16 protein-coding genes and 2 pseudogenes are annotated in these 23246 nt (G+C 27.6%); 3 read left to right on the plus strand and 15 right to left on the minus strand.

The genetic code is table 11. The features are described 5' to 3' along the window. Positions 1–155: 155 nt before the first annotated feature. The 5 genes from KGF42_RS15480 to KGF42_RS15500 form a co-directional block, all read right to left on the minus strand. Positions 156–2756, minus strand: coding sequence for a glycoside hydrolase family 38 C-terminal domain-containing protein (locus KGF42_RS15480; RefSeq protein ID WP_227826630.1), 2601 nt, complete (start codon positions 2754–2756; stop codon positions 156–158). 130 nt (positions 2757–2886) lie between these two features. Beyond that, positions 2887–3987: a PTS fructose transporter subunit IIC gene (locus tag KGF42_RS15485; protein WP_227826631.1), complete on the minus strand. Its 1101-nt coding sequence runs from the start codon at positions 3985–3987 to the stop codon at positions 2887–2889. Between the two features lie 15 nt (positions 3988–4002). After that, positions 4003–4323: a PTS fructose transporter subunit IIB gene (locus KGF42_RS15490; protein ID WP_054274927.1), complete on the minus strand. Its 321-nt coding sequence runs from the start codon at positions 4321–4323 to the stop codon at positions 4003–4005. Between the two features lie 2 nt (positions 4324–4325). Further along, positions 4326–4787: a PTS sugar transporter subunit IIA gene (locus tag KGF42_RS15495; protein ID WP_227822994.1), complete on the minus strand. Its 462-nt coding sequence runs from the start codon at positions 4785–4787 to the stop codon at positions 4326–4328. Next, on the minus strand, positions 4787–6751 hold the full coding sequence (locus KGF42_RS15500; RefSeq protein ID WP_227826632.1) for a BglG family transcription antiterminator: 1965 nt from the start codon (positions 6749–6751) through the stop codon (positions 4787–4789). Before KGF42_RS15500 ends, KGF42_RS15495 begins: the two co-directional genes overlap by 1 nt. A gap of 165 nt (positions 6752–6916) precedes the next feature. Here KGF42_RS15500 and KGF42_RS15505 point away from each other — a divergent pair, with 165 nt between their 5' ends. Further along, positions 6917–7771, plus strand: coding sequence for a GRP family sugar transporter (locus tag KGF42_RS15505; RefSeq protein WP_227822996.1), 855 nt, complete (start codon positions 6917–6919; stop codon positions 7769–7771). Between the two features lie 251 nt (positions 7772–8022). On the opposite strand, the gene KGF42_RS15510 is transcribed toward KGF42_RS15505, so the two are convergent. From KGF42_RS15510 to trxA, 9 genes and pseudogenes are all read right to left on the minus strand, one after another. Beyond that, positions 8023–8490: a C-GCAxxG-C-C family protein gene (locus tag KGF42_RS15510; RefSeq protein WP_227822997.1), complete on the minus strand. Its 468-nt coding sequence runs from the start codon at positions 8488–8490 to the stop codon at positions 8023–8025. A gap of 104 nt (positions 8491–8594) precedes the next feature. Next, positions 8595–9527 carry a TDT family transporter gene (locus tag KGF42_RS15515; protein WP_227826633.1) on the minus strand — a complete coding sequence of 311 codons (933 nt, stop codon included), beginning with the start codon at positions 9525–9527 and terminating at the stop codon, positions 8595–8597. Positions 9528–11247: 1720 nt separating this feature from the next. Continuing rightward, positions 11248–11430: pseudogene (gene tnpA, locus KGF42_RS15520) on the minus strand (IS200/IS605 family transposase); the annotation flags it as partial. A gap of 315 nt (positions 11431–11745) precedes the next feature. Further along, positions 11746–13182: a glycoside hydrolase family 55 protein gene (locus KGF42_RS15525; RefSeq protein ID WP_227823161.1), complete on the minus strand. Its 1437-nt coding sequence runs from the start codon at positions 13180–13182 to the stop codon at positions 11746–11748. 168 nt (positions 13183–13350) lie between these two features. Next, positions 13351–14751 (minus strand): glycoside hydrolase family 55 protein, encoded by a 1401-nt coding sequence (locus KGF42_RS15530; RefSeq protein WP_227826634.1) that lies wholly within the window; start codon positions 14749–14751, stop codon positions 13351–13353. 25 nt (positions 14752–14776) lie between these two features. Beyond that, positions 14777–16123 (minus strand): glycoside hydrolase family 55 protein, encoded by a 1347-nt coding sequence (locus KGF42_RS15535; RefSeq protein WP_227826635.1) that lies wholly within the window; start codon positions 16121–16123, stop codon positions 14777–14779. 368 nt (positions 16124–16491) lie between these two features. Next, positions 16492–17166, minus strand: a complete 675-nt coding sequence (locus KGF42_RS15540) for a 4Fe-4S binding protein (RefSeq protein WP_054274935.1) — start codon at positions 17164–17166, stop codon at positions 16492–16494. A 59-nt stretch (positions 17167–17225) separates the two neighbouring features. Then, on the minus strand, positions 17226–17972 hold the full coding sequence (locus tag KGF42_RS15545; protein WP_227823157.1) for a DUF2087 domain-containing protein: 747 nt from the start codon (positions 17970–17972) through the stop codon (positions 17226–17228). 449 nt (positions 17973–18421) lie between these two features. After that, a pseudogene (gene trxA, locus KGF42_RS15550) lies at positions 18422–18738 on the minus strand (thioredoxin). A gap of 250 nt (positions 18739–18988) precedes the next feature. Between trxA and KGF42_RS15555 the strand changes: the two are divergent. Together KGF42_RS15555 and KGF42_RS15560 are read left to right on the plus strand one after the other, a co-directional pair. Further along, entirely contained in the window at positions 18989–19741 is a 753-nt protein-coding gene (locus tag KGF42_RS15555) for a TrmB family transcriptional regulator (RefSeq protein WP_107594241.1), read from the plus strand. After that, positions 19728–20609, plus strand: a complete 882-nt coding sequence (locus KGF42_RS15560; protein WP_107594242.1) for a PhzF family phenazine biosynthesis protein — start codon at positions 19728–19730, stop codon at positions 20607–20609. Before KGF42_RS15555 ends, KGF42_RS15560 begins: the two co-directional genes overlap by 14 nt. Positions 20610–20827: 218 nt before the next feature. Here the strand turns inward: KGF42_RS15560 and KGF42_RS15565 are convergent, their stop codons facing one another. Continuing rightward, on the minus strand, positions 20828–22183 hold the full coding sequence (locus KGF42_RS15565) for a peptide MFS transporter (protein WP_107594243.1): 1356 nt from the start codon (positions 22181–22183) through the stop codon (positions 20828–20830). Positions 22184–23246: the final 1063 nt, after the last annotated feature.

Below are 23246 nucleotides of genomic sequence, written 5' to 3' on the forward strand. Positions count from 1 at the left end.
TTGCTATATTTTTTGTGTTTTTTAGACATAGAAAAACCCCCTTAGAGTATACACTTTTTAGACCTATTATAATGGCCTTTTATTTAAATGTCTACTATAAGGGGATTATACTAATTTTGAGACAGCCTCTTTAAACAACAAACTTATTTTTCCACTTATAAATCCAATAATATTGAAATAACATCAAAAGGTGCTATTTCATATATTTGCTCTTTTTCTACATCTTCTATTGCACTTACAATTTTCCCGTTTCTATTTTTAAATATTTGCTCATCTAATATCATTTTCTTACTGCTTGGATTTTCCAATCTTATTATGAATTTATCTTTACTATAATAAGAAGGATAACATGCTGATATAAGATAGTTTTCTGGTAAAGATATTACTTCTAATTCTCTATTTACAGATTTCTCGACAATTGATTTTTGAATCTTATTGTCTATACGATATAAAAAGAAATTGTAGTCCTGCAATTGATAATTTACACATTCCTGTAGATAATTGTGAGTTAAACTTGCAACGTCTAATTCATCAAATGGTTTGGAACTCATATATACTGCGAATGAAAAATCTAATTCTTTAAGTATTTGAGCTTTATCAGTTTTAATTCTTATATGACCTTTTTTAGTTGTATCGCCAGAGGCACGCCCTGGTCTATACAATAAATCAGGCTTTCCTAGTTCATCTGTAGTAGCAAGCAAAGTCAATGCAATTTCATCTTCAATATGTTGATATTCTTTTATTCCTCTAGTAAATACAGTACAACTTCTATTTTGATTTGTCAGAGTAATGTTACTTTCCAAAGGTTCTAAATCTATAGGCATTTCACTGTAAATATCTTCCCAGTTGTCTAAAACTCCATTTTCTCTTGTTATATATCCAAATGGCAATGATGCTATGTTTTTATTATCTTTTATATCAGTTTTTATATGAACACGTAGTCTATGATTATATACTATATTATCAACACAAAGCTTTACATCTATTAATGGATTTTCTTTTGATAAGATAATACTTGCTTTTACATTTAATTTTTCATTAAGATATTTGTTTTTTCTATCTTCTAATGTACGTGGTAATAGAGTAGAACCTTCAACCACTATTTTTTCATATCCTAAAGTTTTTTCTGTATATACTCTCTCAAACAAAAGTTTTATATCCTCATCATCTTCTAATGGAGAAAAGTCATAAGTGTCACCTGCATTACCACTGTCTTTTAAGGTTAAAAAGTTTGATATGCAAGTTCCATCTTTAAGCTGTAAATTTAAGTTTCCATCTTTATATATTATCTTATAATTGTCATTAGATATAAAAGTATCATTAGATTTATTAAGTGCTACCATTTCTTTATTACTTGATTCAAAGCTAACAACTTTATAACCAAGTGCAGGAAGCTGTATATTTATTCTTACTTTTAATATATAATATCCTGGTTCTTCAATAAATATATTACCAGCAGGTGTTTCTTCTAATACATTTTCTCTCGGTTTTACATAAGTTTCTTCAATTATAGTAGCATCTAAATTATCTTTAAAATAAATATTTTTACTATCACTTACAATTTGTATCTCTTTATATCCTCTAAAACGTTTAGTTTCTGTATTAAATACTAGAATATCATTTTTAGATAATTTAAGCCCTTCTGAAATTTTTTTGACAATAGTATTTTCAATACTATCACATATTTCATTTGCTTCTCTTATACGATGAAGAATATCATCTGTTACAGTATCAGTTACACATCCAGCTAAACTATCGTGTGCTTGTCCTTCTAAAAGTTTTTTCCATGTATTTATAATTAATTGATTGCTTATTTCAATTTTGCTCTTTTTAGCAATTACTAATAATGGTTCTATTCTTTTAATCAACTTATTTTCTAGTTTATCACATGCTAATTTTATATCCATTCTACTAGAACCAATTGATTTATGTATTCTTGCCAGTACAGGTTCTCTAAATTCTCCTCTATAACTTTCTAATGACTCTATGGATTTTATATATTTCAAAAACTCTTGATATGAACTTGTTATATATGAATACTTTCCAATATTATTAATCTCTTTAATTTTATTCTTGAAATCACCTATTATATTTAGTTGGTCATTTCCTGAAGGTATTAATACCTCATCTAAATCACTATATGATTTAATAAAATCAATAGCTGGGTCTAAACGTCCATCAACATACTTTGATGAAGGTTCTAAAAGCATACCAGTCCCATATCCATGTGGCATATTTACAGCATATATATAACTTTCTCCATTTAAGCTTTTCCACTTAAAATATGGTGATTGAACCTGTTTACCAAGATGTATACCTCTCCAAAAGAATATATTATCAAGACCTACATGCTTTAACAATACAGGCATCTGTGCATTAAATCCAAATGTATCTGGCAAATACCCAATTTTCATATACTTACCATATTTTTTACTTTCAAAAATTCCAATCATTAAGTTCCTTAAAATAGACTCTCCTCTAGCAAAGAATGTATCTGTTTGAGTAAACCATGGTCCAATATGCAGTCTATCTTCTTTTATTAATTTTTTAATGATTTCTATTTTTTCTTTATGTATTTGTACATAATCATCCAAAATAGAAAGCTGTCCATCAAGAACAAAACTTACATCTGGATTACGTTCTAGTTCATCAATTACATCTGTAAATAGTTGTTCACTAAGTACTAATGCATCTCCAGAAGTAAAATACCATTCTCTATCCCAGTGTGTATGATTAACAATATGCGCTTTTATCATTTACTCTCCTCTGTTCTTTATCTTTAATATTTAATTCTAAAGTCAATATCTAATACTTTATTGAGTATAAGATTTATCTTGAATATAATTCATATATAATTCATAACTCTTCTTAAAGCTATACTACATTTTAAGCTTCCCACTCTGATTCGTCAAAATCATCATCTTCAAATTCATCATCTTCAATCACTGGATTTCCACGTAATAGTATAACTAGGCCAGCTACAATTGCTGTTCCAACTACTATTGATAATACATACATTGGCCATTTTTCTACTGTAAACCACCCATAAAATCCACTAATTGGAGTTGCATTTACTGAACCTAAGCCAACTGCCATAGCTGAAGCAATTGCAGTTCCAATTACACATGAAGGTATTACTTTTAATGGAGATTCTACTGCAAAAGGAATTGCTCCTTCACTTACTCCAATTAAACCCATTATAAGAGATGATTTTCCAGCTTCACATAATTGCTTATTATACTTTTGTTTTGCTAATATAGTAGCAAGACCCAGTCCTAATGGTGGTATAACGATTCCTACCATTGCAGCAGTATTGGGTGCATAAATTCCACTTGTTAATAATGCAAGTGATGTTGTTAAAGCTGCTTTATTAACTGGTCCACCTAGGTCAACTGCCATCATAGCTCCAATAATTGCTGCCATCAATATCTGATTCGTACCTGATAATCCATTTAACCAATTTTCTAATCCAGTATTTAATGTAGCAAAAGGTATCCCTATCACATAATTAATTAATACAACAGTGATTAATGTACCAAATACTGGTACTATGAATATTGGCACTATTGAAGCTGCCGATTTTGGTAACTTTACATGATTTTTAATAAATAAACATATATATCCTGCTATAAGACCAACTGCCAAAGCACCTAAAAAACCTGCCCCTATATCTTTAGCAATCATCCCACCAACAAGACCTGGTACAATGGCTAATTTATCAGCTATAGAAAATCCTATAAATGCAGCAATTACAGGAAACATTAATCCTAAAGCAGTACCTCCAAAACCATCTAAATCATGTAATAATCTAACAATACTACTAGTACTTTCTGCATATTTAGCATCCCATATATCTGGTATATTATAGAAAGAACCACCAACACGAGATATTGCCATTATCATAGCACCTGCAATTACTAGTGGAATCATATATGATATTCCAGTTAAAACATGCTTTTTTAACTCAGAGACTATCTTTTTTAACATTACATTTTCCTCCATTTATTTAGTGTCAATTAACTTTAGTGCATCATTTATTACTTTTTCTGCATCCTTTATAGGTGCATTGACTGGTACTTCTAATATTTCTTTTCCCTCAAAACGCTCAGCATTTCTTACTTTAGTATCTACTGCAAATATTACTACTTCTGCAATTTGTGCATCTTTTACAGTTAACTCATTATCAATTCCTGTAGCTCCTTGTGTCTCAACTTTTATAAGGTGTCCCATCTTTTTTGAAGCTTTCTTTAATGCTTGTGCTGCCATATATGTATGTGCAACTCCTGTTGCACATGCTGTAACTGCTATAATTTTTCTTTTCATATCTACATCTCTCCTTCTTCACTAAATATATTAATTATTTCTTGTGCTGAATTAGCTAATTTTAATGCATCCACATTATCATCATCCATAAGCTTAGTTGCCAATTTAGACAATAATACAAGATGATTGCTATCCTTATCAATATTACTTATAGCCAGTAAGAAAATACTATCTACTGGTTTTTCATCTAAAGCATCCCACTCAATCTTATGTTTAGTTTTTGCAAATATTATAGAAGATTGCTTGACAGCATTACTTTTCCCATGAGGAATAGCAATACCATTCCCAATACCTGTAGTTGCATGTTCTTCTCTTTCTAAAACAGACTTAACATATTCTTCTTCATTGTCCACAATCCCATTTTCAACAAATATACTACTTAATTTTTTTATTGTTTCTTCCTTTGTAGTTGCATCAAGATTAAAAACAATTTGCTCTTTTTTTAATACATCTGATATTTTCACTATATATTCTCCTCCATTAGCAAATCGTACACTTCTTTTGGTGAAGTTGCACTTAATATGTCATTTATATTTTTTTTATTGTCAATGAAGTCATAAAAAACTTCATATATTTCATCAAGTTCTAGGTTTTTGTCATTTTCTAATGAAATGAAGAAAATAACTTCTACATTTTCATTTCCCCATGTAACAGGATTTTTTAAAGTTGCAACAGATATATTAGATTTTTTAATATAATTAGGATTAGCATGAGGTGTAGCTATTGATTGAAAAGATGTATAAGATAACTTCTCTCTCTCAATTGCACTTTCTGCTATACCTTCTTTTGCAAAACCTTTTTTTATCAGGTTATCTGTTATACATTTAATTACATCTTCATAGTTTGAAACCTCAATGTTTAATAAAATATTTTCTTCAAAGATTAAGTTTTTGAAAGATTTATATTTCTTAGAAACATTCCCCGAAACATTTTGTATATTTCTTTCCAATGTTCTTATATCACTTTCATTTAAAATAGGGCTAACTACTATTGTTGGAATAGTTTCTAACTCTAAATAAATAGTACTTATTACTAGGTCTGCATCAATTTTACTGGACACTAGTTCTTGTACAGAAAGTATTTTTTCAATCTTTATCATAGGAAAGTATTTTTTTATTCTTGCAGATAATAATCTAGATGAACCTAGTCCTGTACTGCACACTAGAATTACTCTAATATTTTGTGGAAGTTCTTTCATTCTTTCCCTAAAAGCTTCAAAATGTAGTGCTATATAGGCACATTCATCATCATTTATCCTAATATCATATATAAATTCAATTACTTTCTTTAAATCTAAAGCTTGCTCAAATGATAAAGAAAAGTTTTGTTTGATTGTGTTTACATATGGATTTTTAATACTAAGCCCATATGTCAATCTATTTATTGATGAATGTACATGTGAGGTTAATCCATCAATCAAGTCTTTGTCATAAGCTGTCTCATACAATGTATTTTTTATAATTTCTCTAAGATTTGAGATATTATTTGTATTTGTTTCATATGGATTAGTTAAAGTATTTTTTAGTTCAGTAGTATCTCTATGTTGGTCAGCTGCTACTAAATGCAGATTTATATATCCAATTTCAGATTTTGGTAATAGTATCGAAAATTGTTCTTCTAATTGTTTTGCTAAATAATTGGTATTTGACATTTGATTATTTTCTATATTACCAGTATACAAACTTTCTTCTATATATTCGCCTTTTCTAATTCTCTCTACAGCTATAGCCAAATGTATAACTAATGACTGAAATTCATAATCAGAAAATTCAAATTTTCTTTCTCTGCTTAAATTCCTAAGAATATCAATAATTATTGATAAATCATCTTCAGAAAAAATACCATTTACATCTGCTTGTATCTTTTCAAATGCTTGATAAAAGCTTTCTTGTTCTTGCTTAATATACCAGTTTCTACTCCAAAATTTATGTATAAATTTAGCAGTAAGTTGCCTTTTATCTCTTTCACTTATATTCAACTTTATTCCTTTACTAGGTTTTTTATATATAGAAACTCCTTCATTTTTTAGCAATTTTTCAACTTCAGCTAAATCTCTTTCAATAGTTCCACGACTTATATATAATTCATCAGAAAGTTGTTGTATAGTAATATAATCATTAGTTTTCAACAATATTGAATATATATAGATAACTCTCTCCTCTCTGGTTGTAGGAATTTGACTTCCTTTATTATCTAGGTAAGGAAGTATTTTCTTTAAATCTCCATCAATATAAACACCTATTTTAGGTTTTCTCACTAAAGAAAGACCTATCTTTTTAAGTACTGTTTCTACTTCTTTAAGAGATTTTGAAACTGTTTTTTCTGAAACATCTAAATCATCTGCTATTGCTTTTACAGTTGTATGACCTTCTTTTAATAAAAACTTTATTATTCTAATTTCACGATTTTGAATCATATCAGTTAACATTTTCAATTTTACTCCTTCCCTTTATTTTTATTTTAATGGAAAACATTTTTCTAAAAAACTACTAATATTTCCTGATTAAATACGGTAATTTTGATGTATTGAATACTTTAATTTTAGATGATAAATTAAAAACTATCTAAATTTAATATGAAAGGAAATAACATAATGCTAACAATAATTATTGCTTTGCTTCCTGTAATGGGATGGGGATTGATGCCAATAGTTGCAAATTTTAAAAAAAGTTCTCCTTATGAACAACTTTTAGGTACCTCTATAAGTGCATTTATATTTTCCACTATAATAACTTTGGTTATGCATCCTGAGATTACATTTTTTTCATTTTTTGTAAGTATGATTTCTGGAGTATTCTGGAGTTTGGGACAACTAATGCAGTTTAAAGCGATTCAAATTACTAGTGTATCTAAAGTCATGCCGATTTCAAATGGTTCACAGTTAACTTTTACGACTTTGCTAGCTGTAATCTTATTTAATGAATGGACCAGTACTAAAATGTTCCTGATTGGTTCTTTATCAATATTATGTATAATAATTGGTATACTTCTCACAAATTATCAGACTAAAAAATATACAGATAAAAATATGTTAAAATGTGTTGGAGTTGTATTATTATCCTCTCTATTTTTGGCATTATATGTTATAACTAATCAAATATTTTTGATTGAAGGATATAGAATTATATTACCTCAATCTGTTGGTATGTTGATAACTTCATTTATTATTGTTAAGTATTTTTCTAAAGAGATTGTATATAAGGAAAGTGTTTTATTCAATTTAATTACTGGAATATTGTGGTCAATAGCGAATTTAGGTATGTTTATAACAACTAATACATTGGGAGTTACAATAAGTTTTTCTATCTCTCAGAGTTGTGTGATAGTAGCCACTTTAGGAGGGATTATATTTTTTAAAGAAAAGAAGAATAAAAAAGAATGGCTTGCTATTCTTCTTGGCATAATACTAATCATGTCTGGTGTCTTTATATTGAGTATTATAAAATAGGTATTTATTTACACAAATCCATATATACTTTGTACATATAAATTAACTGTTTCAATTTATTTAAATAAATTTACTCATATACTTGAAATAATAGCATATGTATTTATGAAACTAAACTATACTCTAAATGTAAGCCTATTTCATTAAATACACATGCTATAAATTTATAAATTTTTCTTCAAATATGAGAGTATCAAGTATCCTATATTGTAAGTAAATTTAACTTTAAAAATTCACAAACTAATGTTGTGTTATTTAATGTTAAGTTTTTTATCTTCTATAAGTTTATCTGCAACCCACTCTGTAACTTGACCTGTTATTTTAATACAGTGCTCTTTCCTTTCGGGAGACATGAAGTTATCACCATCCCATTTCTTTGTGATAACTCTACAACATGTTGCACCGTATTCTTTTTTAATATAATCATGCAAACCTTTAGCATGTTCAAACATCTTTGGATTCATAGTTTCCCCATGAACTCTTCCATATACTATACCTAAAGCCATCTCACCTCCAGATATTGCTCCACAAAGACATTGTGATTTTCCAAGTCCTATTGGAAATCCTGATGCTAACTTAGTTATCTCTGGACTTAAAGGTTGACCTAAAGCATCATTTATTGTCTGAAGAACTGCTTCAGAACAAAAAAACTCTCCTTTTCTAAAATATTCTTCTGATGTTGTTCTAACCTCTTTTAAATATTCTTCTTTTGTTTTCATTTGTTTTCCTCCAATAAAGTTAAGCTAAATTAAGTTTCTAGAGTTTATCTTATTTTCATATATTTATATTAATATTTTTATCAAATACACATATTTAATAATTCTTATTTAGCTTTAGATGTACTTTCTGATTTACTAAGATATATAATAAATAAAACTAAAACATATAAAATAATCACTGTAGCGATTATCTCTTCTAATTTAAAAGCATATGAAATCCAACTTACAAAATGACCTGACTTAGTTAAATAACCATTCATTAGTTTCATACCCATTGCACTTATTGCCATAGGGAATGTAAATGCAGCAAAACTTGGATAAAAAGGCAATCTTAATAATTTTGGTAAGTATCCCAAAACTATAATATAAAATACAATTGACAATATGAATAACAAGTATAATACTACGCTATTTTTATCTGAAAAAGAATTGATATATCCAGACAATAATAGTGAACCTGGTGCAGCTAATATAGCTATACTTGGTAAAGATGGTTCAGGCATTTCCTTGATTATCCATACTCTCTTTAAAACTACTGGTATAAGAACTATATAAGATACAAATCCTATCCAAAAAGCAATTTTGCCAATTAAAAGTTGATTAAATGCTGGTGCCGTAACACTAGCTGCAACTATCCCAACATAGACTATATACCAAGATGGAAATACTGTTTTTATTGAGAATTTAACTAAGAATTTCTTACTAAATAAGACTATTAACAAAAGATGACCCACAATTCCTATGCTCCAAATCATAATACTTAATTCTAAAGATAGTGGTTTTACATATGTAGCAAATATCATTGTTGCCATTGTTATAGTTGGAAATGTACTTGATATTAAAGGATTTTCTAATTGCTCTTTAACACCCTTTCTAAGTAATATTATTTTGACTATATAAATTGCATACAAAATAAATCCTATAAATCCAATTACATTACGTAATAATTCATTATAAGATTGTAATAAGTTACCTAAAGTAAATATTGACAAAACCAAACTTGCAATAGGTATAGGATATTTCTTTAATAAATTCAAATTCTACCTCCTTTATTACTAAATTATTTGTGTTTTTAATTATATCAAAAATATGGTCAAATTGACATATTATGACCATATTTTTGATATAGAAAATATCTATTAGATTTAATTCTATTATTATAAGTATCTATATTCTTAATATATTAAGGTAATTAGTATACTTATTTTTAATCAAATATACTACTTTGTTTATTCTTATCTATTTTAACAGTCTTCATATCTCTAACGCTTATTTTGGCATCATCTCTTAAAATACCTATAACCGAAACTCCTATGCCTAAAGGCGTGGGGTTCTTAGGTACTACATGAATTTCTACAATACTCTCAGTTATGATGAATCATAACCTACAACATATTATCACTAATCATATTCCCTAAGACTTTTATTAATAAAGTATCTGTTGACACCATTAACATTAATATTAGGCTCGTTTCTCAACCTATATAGTTTTTATATCCCCCTACTAGATATTAATTTATAACCATTTAATTTTAATTCTTTTAGTCTATTTATTTCTTTATCATGTAATATTTTAAAGTTATCATATGTGTTAATACATAATTCTCTGTTGATTGATTTTAAATCTTCATTAACATTCATTATTAAAAATGCAGAATAGCAATCTCTTTGAATACCCATACTATTATTCCATCTATCTCTTAATTCCTTCTTATTGTACTCATCTGAAAAGTGATTATATTGACTAGCTCTACATTTAGCAGTATCTATCTTATATAATCTTTCATTATTATATTTTAACTTATTGTCTAACATAGTCAAAAACATTGATGGTGCTTTATTTGTTAATGATTTTCCAAAACGTTTCTTCTTATTAATTCTACCAGTCTTTTCATTAATAGTAGTATCCTTTGCTCTAGCTTGAAGTCTTTTATAACTCATCGTTTCAACATAAAACTTATTACCTAAATTTAGTAATTTGTTAATCAATACATAATGGTCTTGCTTTCTTATTTCAGCCTGCTTTCTATATAACTCTTTTCTTAGTGTTTTTAATTTAATATAGTGATTACTAAATATCCACTTATCTCTATTTCCTTGTTTTATAGTACCATTATCATTGAATTTATTAGGATTGGTTGCACGTTTACTTCTATCCATTTTGCGTTGAATTAATTTTAATTGCTTATCTATGTTATTAACATTAGGAGCTAACTCCAATAACTTAACATCGCATTTACTAGATATAGCTATAGTTTGAGTTCCAATATCTATACCTACATTACCTAAACCAATTTGTCCTTTTATTTCTCCTTGATTGGTTGTTTTTTTAGGTGGGATTCCTTCTAAGACTAATTGTATATACCATTTAATTTTACCCTTAATTTCTTTTTTAAGTATTCTACAATATTTTATTTTATCTTGAATTGCTCTTTGAGCATAGTTGTCATTATTCTTTATTATTACTGGAATAGTCATATTATTAAATTTAATAATACCACCTTTATAACTAATACCAGTTGAATTTTGCTTCCCTTCTATTGATGTTAATTCATTATATCTAATATAATTAACTCGTTTAGCTTGATGATAGATATACTTACTAAAAGCATTAAAACATCTTGTAGCTATCTTCTGAGATATAGCAGAATGTAGTTTATAATATTTGCAAATAGGTTTAACAAAATTATGAAGTGAATACTCTGTTAAATTATATTTCTTATTAATATCATTAAATATTCTATTTCTATCTTTACCTTTAATAGTTTCACTACATACATTTTCTTCTGTAGATACAAAATAGCTTCTAGTCCATAAACTAGGCATTTTTGATAATTCAATAAATTCTTCTCTTAATATTTTACTTGTATAACCTTTTATATTTTGCATTATACCAGAAGGACTTAAAGTTGGAAGGCTATTTAAAAACATATGTGTATGTGTCAATACTTTTTATACACTGTTTGTGCTATCCATCCCACACCTAAAGGAGTGAGCTTTCCGCACTATTCTGTAAGATTTACTGACTTATTTCCAGCATTTAAAATATTCTTATAAATTTATAATTCTTTAAAAATAAATATATATTATTCCTAAACTTTCAAAACTAATTTTATAATAAAACTAAAAAAGGTGCTATTTTCAAGCACCCTACAATTTTACTTTTTAATAAATTTAATACCCTACAAATATATCAATATTACATTAAAGATAAACACTATATATTAAAACTTTATATCATTATATAATACAATTTTATTGTAGTTTGTTTGTTTTATCTGGTTCATGATGTTTATAATAATATACCGTTTCTTTTCCAATTACTTCAGAACCAAGCTTCTCCCATTTTTCTCCATAGTTAGCCTCTATCTGTTCACAATCTGAATCTGTTGATGCTACAATAAGACCATAGTTAGGCCTAAATATAGCTGTTTCTTCATTTCCATTTTTATAACTCAATTTGCCATTATTTAACCTAAACAAGTTTCCATTCTTTTGATAATTAAAATTAATTCCATTAATAACTTCTGGACTAGATGAATCAATAAATATATAATTGTTAAAGTTATTTTGTAACCTTAAATTGCCTCCTCCATCTACCGATTTAACGATATAATCATAGGCATCTATATTACATCTCAATGTTAACTTTGGTATTTGAAGGGTTTTAAATACATAAACTTTATGTTTATATTCTAATCCATCATCCCAGTTGTCCTTATTATCACTAATTAAATCAATATTACATTCTGTAAAATAATTTCCATAAAATAAAGAATATGCTTCCTCTACCCTATCTTTCATATTTAGATATGTGTCATAATCTGTATTATAATAATACTGCCCACACCTTCTTATAATGCCCGAAAAATAACTACCTTTCACTGAATCAAATGAAAAACCACAATACCCACATTGGTCAATCGTAATATTATTAATTTTATAACTTCCATATCCCTCATAATCCTTAACTTGACTACTTATAAGACCAACTTTCTGTATTTTTTCAATCCTTACGTTATTTATGCTAGTGCCAGTCCTAATCCTCATTCCATTTTGACATTTAGATATTCTACTATTAGAAATAATTGTGTCTATTCCTGTATCAATCCCCAGTCCACAAGATGAAACTGTAATGTCATTTACAATTGAGTAATATGGTATCCTAATTCCTGTCCCCGAAAAACCACTTATATAAATATTTTCATAATGACCTAGACCTTTAATCATCTTATCACTATTATCATACAGGATTGCTGATACATTATTCATCTCAACATTCTTTTCATTCTTATTAATAATCATCTCATAATGATATTTAGGATTGCCTTTTGTTGGTGGTTCTTTATTAACCTGTATCTTGCAACTATCAGAATAGAAATTTATATTTTTAATGCATTGTTTTTTCCCCGTCAATGTAATAATACTCATATTTTCTACTCCACGTGTTATAAATTGTGTAGCCCCTGTAGATGAATCAGAATCCCCTTGCAGTACAATTTCTTTATTGATTTTAATACCGCTCGTAAATAAATATTTGCCTTTTGGAAAATACAAGACACAAAAATCTGTTTCTATTTCATCAATAATATCCTGCAAATCAGGACCTATATTATACGTACCATCATTTTTGATACCTCTTTCTACTACATTAATCCATCTTCCATCTTTAACCCCAGTTATTCCTTCCATAACACTATATATTCCTTTCCAATTTACTTAATATCAAAATTTTATGAACCCTTAGTATCAAATCAATTTTTTATATTGTTCAATTTACACTATTACTGAACTCTTTACCTTAAAACTATAGTACTAGCTCCTTAATAAAATATCTATATTCAAATACTACATATTTGCTTATTTCCCTATCAACTTATAATAGTGTACAGTTATTCCAAACTCTATTTTTTCACCAATTTTCTCCCATGTTCCCCCATAATGAGTAGAAAGTATATTTTCATCTTTAATAACTGTTGACATAATGTCACCTACCTCTGGTTTATGCATCTTAATAATCTTATCCTGACTATTTATATATATATTTCCTTTTTTTAACTTCACTTTATCCCCATAATCTTCTTCAGATATACCAATTCCATTGATACTACTTAGTTTTCCATCGTAAAATATAACAGTTTGTCGCATATTATTGTATGTTAGATTTCCTTTTTCTGACTTAACAATCCAGTCAGTGGCATCTATGTTGCACGTTAATAGTACATCTTTGGTTTCAAATGTTTCTACAAGATACACTTTATGCTTATCTTCTTTGAAATCTTCCCAGTTATCCCCATTAGTATTTGACAAAACTATATTACTTGACTCCAGTGAATTGCCATAGAACAAAGAATATGCTTCTTTAATTCTATTATCTAACTTTAAATAATCATCATAACTTACGTCATAATAGTACTGCCCACATCTTGTGATATTTCCTGATATTTGGACATTTGATATAGAATCAAACCAAACTCCACAATATCCACATTGGTCAATTGTGATATTTGTAATAAAATTTAAACCTCTACCAATATTTTTAATTCCAATTTTCTTTATTTCTTCTACCCTCATACCATTTATAAAGGTTCCAGTAGAAATTATCATTCCATCAACACATCCCCAAACCTTACTGTTAGCAATAGTTGAATTTTCCCCTGTACTAATTCCAAGCCCAGATGTAAAAACCGTAATATCATTTGCTGTAGAATTATTAGGCATATCAAGTGCACTTCCAGAAAAGCCACTAAAAAACAGGTTTTCATAATGACCTGGTTCTCCCTGTTTATCTTCACATATAACAGCTGATATATCTCTATAATTTATAATTACATCATGATGAAATCTAGGTTTTCCATCTGTTGGAGGTTCATGATTAGGTGTCATATCTCTATCACAACTATCTGAATAAAAACAAATACTCTTAATACAGTGTCTTACATTTTTTGCTGTTATAATTGCTATATTTTCACTTTTAGGATTTTTTATTCCTTTAAAAGTAAACTGTGTTACTCCAGCAGTGTTTTTAGGAACATTTGCCAAAATATAAGAATCCCCACATAAGGTTAATCGTTTCTTAATCTTAACACCACTTTCAAATAAGTATTTTCCTTTTGGAAAATATATAATAGAATCTTCTGGTACAGCATCCATAATTTCTTGCAACTTGGAACTTACATCTTTTGTTTCGTCATTACAAACTCCATAATCTAGGACATTAATCCAACCACTTGTATCTTTAATTATTATAGACTCTTTCATTACTCACTACCTCCTAGTTTGATAATTAATCTTTTATCTTTTTATAATAGTACATGGATTCCCCAGCCAGTGCTTTTACATCAATCTGTTCCCATATTCCTCCATGTAATTTATTTATTTCTTCTGCAGAATCTAGCACTGAATATATTACAGTGTTCTTTTTTAGTCTAGGAACCATTAAATACTTACCTTTGTCATCTATATACAGAGTGTTCTTTATTATTTTAATTAAATCTTTTTCATCTATATCAGAAATTTGAACACCTCCTACAGAACAAATCTCACCATTATAAAATTTATAAGTATTTCTACCATTTGCTAACAATAAGTTTCCCTTTGCAAACTGTATAAAGTCATCTGTTTCAGCATAACACGTTAACATTACATTGTTTGTTTGATTTGCCTTGATTACATATATCTTATGTTCATCAAGTGAATCGCTTTCTAAAGTATAAATATTACTATTCATCAATACAATATTGCAATTCTCTAAAATATCTCCATAAAAAATGGAATAAGCTTCTTCTTTTCTATCTTTCATATTCTCATAAGTATTGTAATCAACATTTTTATAATACTGACCACATCTAGTAATTCTCGCAGTTATCTGGCTATGGTACATTTTTTCAAACATAAAGCCACAATATCCACATTTGTCGACTATAAGATTCATAATAAGGTTAAAACCAAACCCTTTATTATTAATACCTATTTCTCTTATTTCTTCTATTCTCACATTATTTAAGCTAACACCAGTAGTAATCTCCATTCCATTTTTACATTCGTAAATCTCGCTACTAGAAAGCATCGACTTCTCTCCAATCTTCATACCAAGACCACATGAACTAACAGTGATATCATTACCAGTTGAATAGTGTGGAATTTCAATTCCTACCCCTGAAAATCCAGAAATAAACAGGTGTTCAAAATGATATAGGCCTTGTGCTCCTTCAAATTCTGTAATAGCAGATACATTTTTAGGTGATATTTTCTCTACATCACAACTATCGTAATAAAAATTAATATTTTTGATACATTGACTTGCTCCTGTCAATGTAATAATACTCATATTAGAAACTCCTCGGGTTATAAAGTTGGTTGTTCCTATGATTGATTGTTTGCTATCTAAATTTGATACTTGATTATTTCCTCCATAATAAGAATCTCCTTGAAGTGTTATTTGTTGACTAATTTTAATACCTTCTTCAAATAAATAATTACCTTTTGGGAAATATATAATCGAACCTTCTAATGACTTATCAGAAACAATTTCTTGTATCATATTACTTACATCATATTTCCCAGTAATATCTATTTTATTGTTTAATTCCAGCACATTAATCCAATCTGGAGTTTTAGTTTCAATTTCCATGATTAATTCCTCCTTTTTAAATCTAAATTATTTTCATAGAAGCATTTTTTGACTATAAGTGAAGTGACTTTTACTCTCTTTTGGATTTTTGAGAGAATAATTTTTGTTTTTTATAATCTTTTTATAATTTAATTATAAACAAATTATAATTCAATTATATTTTCAATATTACTAAATTATTCTTAATTTTTTAATACAAACTTCATATAATGATTAAAATAGTTAAGCTTTATATCAATATAATTTAAAATCAACAAAAAAACACTCATTTCTGAGTGTTCTATACAAATTTTTGCTTTAAGACATCCCCTATAATCTTACATTTAAAAAAGTTTACAATATCTAAATTAATATCATCTATAATATATTTATTTTTGATTTGCATATCTTAATGACCATGGACAACTCATCATGCACCTCAATACACAAAAACACTTTGAAACATCAATAATAGACTCTCTTTTCCCTGGCAAGGTCCACTCATTTCCATGTATAGCTTTTGCAGGACAGTTTTCTACACAAATATTGCAATCTAGACATTTTGAATCAATCAAAGGATGTCTTTCAACAGAAATTGGAGCATCTGTAAGTACTGTACACATACTAAAAGCACATCCATATTCCTCTGTTACAAACAAATTATTTTTTCCCATAAATCCAATACCACTAATATTTGCTATTGTCTTATGTGGTAAAGGGCTAATCCCTGATTTCATTTCTGGATTAATGTAAGCTTTTTCAAAATATCCATGTTCTAGATTATTTTTCTCTGATTGAGAATAAGCTCTATATCCTTTGTTTTGAATATATTTTGAAAGCCAATCAGCTAACGCTTCTACTTTCTCCTCTTTTTCCAAGAACTCATCACTATCTGTAGGTAAGTTATTGTATATATCTGTAATAAATTTTTTTGATAACCCTATACAAAATAAAATTGCTTTAGAGAAACCTTGTGTTTGACTCGTTGGAAATTCAGATATATCAACAAAACGAACAATATCTACACCTTTACTGTATAAAATAGATTTTAATTCATCATTCATGTTTGACTCCTTCCATAGGTAAAAATAACCTTATATATTAGTAAAAATTGTTATTCTAATTATGTCAACCAATACTTTGTACATTCTTTATTTCTGCTCATAAAACCATATTCAATTAAATATCTTCTAATTGTTGCAAAATCACCATATATAGATTCTAAAATCTGATTAACTTCCTTTTCTGAATATTGCTTCCCACGTTCAAATTGTTCCAAAATCTTAGATAAAATTACAACCTTTTTCTTTTCCTTTGAAGAAAATACTTTTAATTTTAAAGGATTCATACTTTCAAATGATGTATCTAAAATATGTTTTCTCTCCTCTTCAGTTACCACATATCTTTCGTCCACCATTCGAGCATGTTCATGGATTGGTATTATAGTACTACCTTTATTAGATTTATCTTCAAACACAGATTCATATAGTGCTAAATATAACTTAGCTTGTTTGGCTTTTTCTCTGAACATAAATTTTTGATGACGTATAGTAGATGTAGACACTCCAACCTTTTTCGCAATTTCCTTATCTGGTAAATCACTAATAAAGAACTGAAATAATTGTTTTTGATTTTCAGTTAGTGTATTGTACTTTGAATCACTATTAAGTAATTGCTCCAAATAATCACTATGTTCTAATTCCATATGAAGTTCAATAGCTTTTGAAGCCTCAAAAAATCTATTACCTATTTTATATATTTCTCCTACTTCATATGTTTTTGTACATTTAATACAACTATAACAATTTAATTCATCATTGAATATATAACCTCGTTTAATATCATTAATAGAAAGATTTTCAATTTTCATGTTACTACCTCCATTCTGTAATCTACAATTTCTATAGATATATTATATTGAAGTTTATTAATATAGTCAACATTTTTATTTTTTGTTTATTAAATCCAATTATTTTCTTCTCCCACACTTACAAATGCCTCAAAACCTTCATCTCTTAAATTTACATCAGCTAAATCAAATGCTATCATTAGTTCCAATTAATATTTAACATTTTATGTAAAATTTATAAAAAAATGTATATAAATTCAAATAAGTGACTATACTAAAAATATGATACGGATAACCAATAAGTTCAACCTATCTCCCCCAAAATAAAATGAGCTACAGTTTCCCCCAACTGTAGCTCATTTTCGTGTAATTTAGTAATAAAAAATAATACCCAGCACTTTTCTTAATAGTATCTAAACAAAAAAACTCACTATAATGAGTCTTTTGTTTAGATATGTGATTTATTTTAATTACATATATGATTCAACTTTGTCTTTTAAATTCTCTTTAGGCATAAAACCTATTAATCTATCTACAGGTTTTCCATCTCTAAATATTATCATAGTTGGTACTGTAGATACTTCAAATTTTTGAGCTAGTTCTATACTTTGGTCTATATCCACCTTTAAAAGTTTGCTTTTTCAGCCATCTCATTTCCTAAAGCTTCATATATTGGCGATAACATCTTACAAGGTCCACACCAAGTTGCAAAGAAATCTACAACTACCAATCCATCTTTATTTTCTACTTCGTTTATAAATTCATTATTATTTATTATTTTTATCATAATATACATCTCCTTTATTGTTTTCTTGATACTAATATACTACTACCTATATAAGGGTTCAATTAGTCACTTTTTTGTAACTGCCTGTTTTTAATAGCTTTAATATTGTGATAAGTCTATTTGTAAGTTAAATATTTCTAATATATTTTAATTTTCTACTTAATATAGTTGACATTCTTCCCTTTAGGTTATAAAATTAAATTAATAACTACATAGGTAGTTACTAACATTTTATAAAAGGAGTTTATCTATGGATGATATAATTAATGAATTACAAAATATAGGATTTACCAAATATGAATCCCAAATATACATATCATTATTAAAGGAAAATCCTCTAACAGGATATGAAATAAGTAAATTATCAGGTGTACCACAATCAAAAGTATATGAAAACATAACAAAACTATTGAATAACAATATAATTGTCAATGTCGGAACTGACCCTATTAAATATGTACCTATAAATCCCAATGAATTATTAAAAAATAAGAAAGAAGAATTTAATAATTCTATGGATAAGTTAAAGAACAACTTACAGATATTAAATAAAGGTAAAAGTGTAGAATATGTTTTAAACATAAAAGGAGATAAAAATATCTTAAAAAAAGCAATAGAAATGATAAACAATGCAAAGCAAGAAATCATAATTTCTTGTCCTTATGAAGAAATTCTTGAACTAAAAAAAGAACTTCTAATTGCCTACAAAAAAAATATTAATATTGAAATACTCCTTTTAGAAAATAAAATTCTAGAAGGTCTAGATAATGTTCATATTCATGGGGGCAATAAAACTACACTTGAAAATAAAATACTTTACAAAGGAATTATTTTAATTGTAGATAACGATGAGATATTGACAGGAAACTTATCTGAAGGCAGTGAAGCCATTTCAATTTGGACAAAAAACTCTAATATCTTATATATTGGAGTTCAATACATAAAACATGAAATTTATATTTCAGAACAAATAAAAGGAGGTTATAAAAATGAACAAAATTAAGATTAAGCAAGTTGATGCTTTTACAACTATACCTTTTGGTGGAAATCCTGCTGGTGTAGTTACTAATGCATCTAATATTTCTGATGAAATCAAGCAGAATGTAGCTAAAGAAATGAACTTATCAGAAACTGCATTCGTTTCAGAATCAAATGTTGCAGATTTTAAAGTACAATTCTTCACACCTGGTTTGGAAGTTGATTTATGTGGTCATGCAACAATAGGAGCTTTCCATGCACTTTTGGAAGAAGGAAAACTTGATGCCAGTAAGAGTATATTTTATCAAGAAACAAAAGCTGGTGTATTATCTGTAGAACTTAAGGAAATAAATAATGAAAATATATTTATGATGGAACAGAATTCCCCTGAATTTGAAAATTTAGATAGTTACAGAAAAGAAGTTGCACAAATGATAGGTATACATGAAGATAGACTTATTGAGTATCCAATTATGAAGGTAAATACTGGACTTTGGTGGCTTGTATTTGGATTAAAATCTCTAGATGATTTAAAAAATATCTCTCCAGACTTAAATAAAATCAAAAAATTTAGTGGCGATAATAATCTAATTGGTATAACTCCATTTTGTATAGAGACTATAGATGAAAAGTGTGACTATCATTTAAGATCTATAGCACCATATGTTGGAGTTACAGAAGACCCTGTATGTGGAACTGGAAATGCTTGTGTATCATCTTATATAGTACACCATAATATTTTAGATAAAACTAGTTTTATTGGTGAAGAAGGTAACTTTATAAACAGACCTGGAAAAGTATATGTAAATATAGCTAAAGAAAACAATGACATAACTTCTGTGAAAATTGGAGGAAGTGCTTATACAGTCTTAAGTGGCGAAATTATGTATTAATTTTCTATCCAATTTAAAATAAAAAAATACTAGCCAACTAAAGCTAGTATTTTTTATTTGTTTTTTATTTAATAAATATACTTCAATACATATCATAATAACATATATCACAATAATGTACTTAAAAGTAAAACTTTATTTTTATTATTAACTATCTATAAATCAATCTAATACTATTATTATAGATTAATCTATATAACAGAATAATTATTTACTGATTATTTATCATCCTCAACAAGTCTACTTAATGTCTTGTCAAATAAGAATAATAATATAGCTGCAACAAATAGTATTACTGGGATTATAGTATATACTTTAATCATTTCAAATTTAAGAGTAAATGCATATATATATCCGTATCCTTGACCAGCTATGAAAGTAGCAACTGTCCATACTCCCATAAGAACACCTAGAAGCTTCTTAGGTGCATACTTACTTACGAAAGAGTTACCAAGTGGTGAGAATAACATTTCTCCAAAACTTAGAAGTATACCAAACATGATTATCCATATTATACTAGCTTTAGCAGTTTCAGGTGCTCCAATACCTCTTGTAAACTCTGCGCCAACAAGCATTAAGAATGCAAGACCTAAGAATATTAATCCAAGACCTGTCTTTTTAAATAAACTCATATCTCCTTGTGGTCTACTAGCAAGTTTAAACCATAATGCTCCAAGAACTGGTCCTAATACTATACATACAAGTGCATTTAATGAGTCAAACCAAGCAAGAGGAATGTCAAATCCTCCAATAGTCATATCTACAAATGCTGCACCATAATCATAAACTGCAAGATAAGTTAGATACCAGAATACCCAGAAAATTACAGAGAAGAATGATATAAGTATAATAGCCCAAATTCTCTTCTTATCTATACTCGTAAGAGGAGACTTATCTTTTTCTTCAACTTTTTCAGCAACTACGCCTTCTTTAAAAGGTCTCTTTCCTGCATTTCCAAGGAATCTCCATCCATATGTGAACCATATTGCACCTATTACACAAAGTACAGCTGCTATGAAGAAACATTGAGAAAATCCAAGTACACCATTTTTTACAAAAGTCTTAGCATAAAGTATACCAACTGCTGTAGTTCCGATAAAAGAACCTATATTAACAAAAGAATATTGTACTGAGAATGCTGTATCAAGTTCTTCTTGATTATCAAAAAGTTGTCCATTTACTGCAGATACGTTTCCTTTAAAGAATGCAGTACCAATTGAAACTAAGATTATCATTGCATTTACCATAGAAACTGTAGTTGCAATAGAACCAAGATAATATCCTACTCCCATGATAAGCATACCTATAGGTATAGTATACCTAGCTCCTATCCATCTATCTGATATATATCCCCCAATTATTGGTGCAAGATATGTGAATGCAACAAGGTTAGCTTGCATTATAGCAGCTTGTCCCTTATCTATTCCAAGTCCACCATGAATTACAGCTGTTGTAAGGAATATATAGATTAAAAACTTCGCAGAATAATATGCTGCTCTTTCAAATGAGAACGTTGTTGAACAGATATAAAATCCCATAGGGAATTTACCCTTCTTTTTTACTGTTGAGCTCATAAGTTTAAATCCTTTCTTTATTATATTTTTACGTTTTATCCAAATTCTTTCTTTTAATGAAAGATATGGTGATATTATGTTGTAAAACAATTTGTAATTATTATTAAGATAATTGCGTGTTTATTTGTAGAGTACATATTTTCATGGAGTAAAATTAATACATTTTTTAGTCATAAATTTAAATTATATAAATTCGTTATTTTCAGATATATTTATAAATTAGTAGATTCTCATCTGATACCATGAAAAACCTTCGTCATATGCAATTCTTATTTTTTACGTGATAGTATTTTACAAACTAAATTCCCCCTTTTGTAGCAACTTATGTAATTACATTTAAGTGCTTTTTTAAAGGAGTATCGAATAAAGCAACACATATTTATTCAAATAATGTTTTTATTTACTTTTTAAATTTATATATTACTTCACCCAACCAATTCTCAACTTAAATAAATAAACTACTATCCATTCACAGATTAGATTTATTTATTAGACTTATAATAAACACTGTGAATCTAAACATAAAAACTGTTATTTTAAAGTGATTACCCATATATTCGCTTTGATACTATTTATTGAGGTTATATTATTTATTTATAATATACTGTACATAAAAATACCTCAATCTGAAAACTTTTTCACGAATATTTATTTTCCACCTCCCCACATTTACTTCACCATGTAAATCGTACCATAAATACATACTTATATGCAAGAAAAAAATCTATTAATCGACAGTAAATAATTAGAAAAAATTAAATTATATTTGTCAAATTTATTATACAAAATATTCCATATGAAAATATAAGCCAAATCAATATTCAGAATAGTTTTTTAGAAGTGAAATTTTGATTTTTTATTACCTTACTTATTTAATAAATCAAGTTTTTTGTATCTAATATATAATAATCAAATTACATACTTTTCACAATTATATTTTTGGAAAATAATATTAATAGATAAGAAAAGAAAAATTTCAAATTAATTTTAAGAAAGTCTGTTAAGTTAACTAAATAATTATTATATATTTAATTAACTTGATAAATTCCATTAATTTTTAAAT

This window comes from Clostridioides sp. ZZV15-6383, from assembly GCF_020657735.1.
In the GTDB taxonomy this organism is placed as follows: Bacteria; Bacillota; Clostridia; order Peptostreptococcales; family Peptostreptococcaceae; genus Clostridioides; species Clostridioides difficile_D.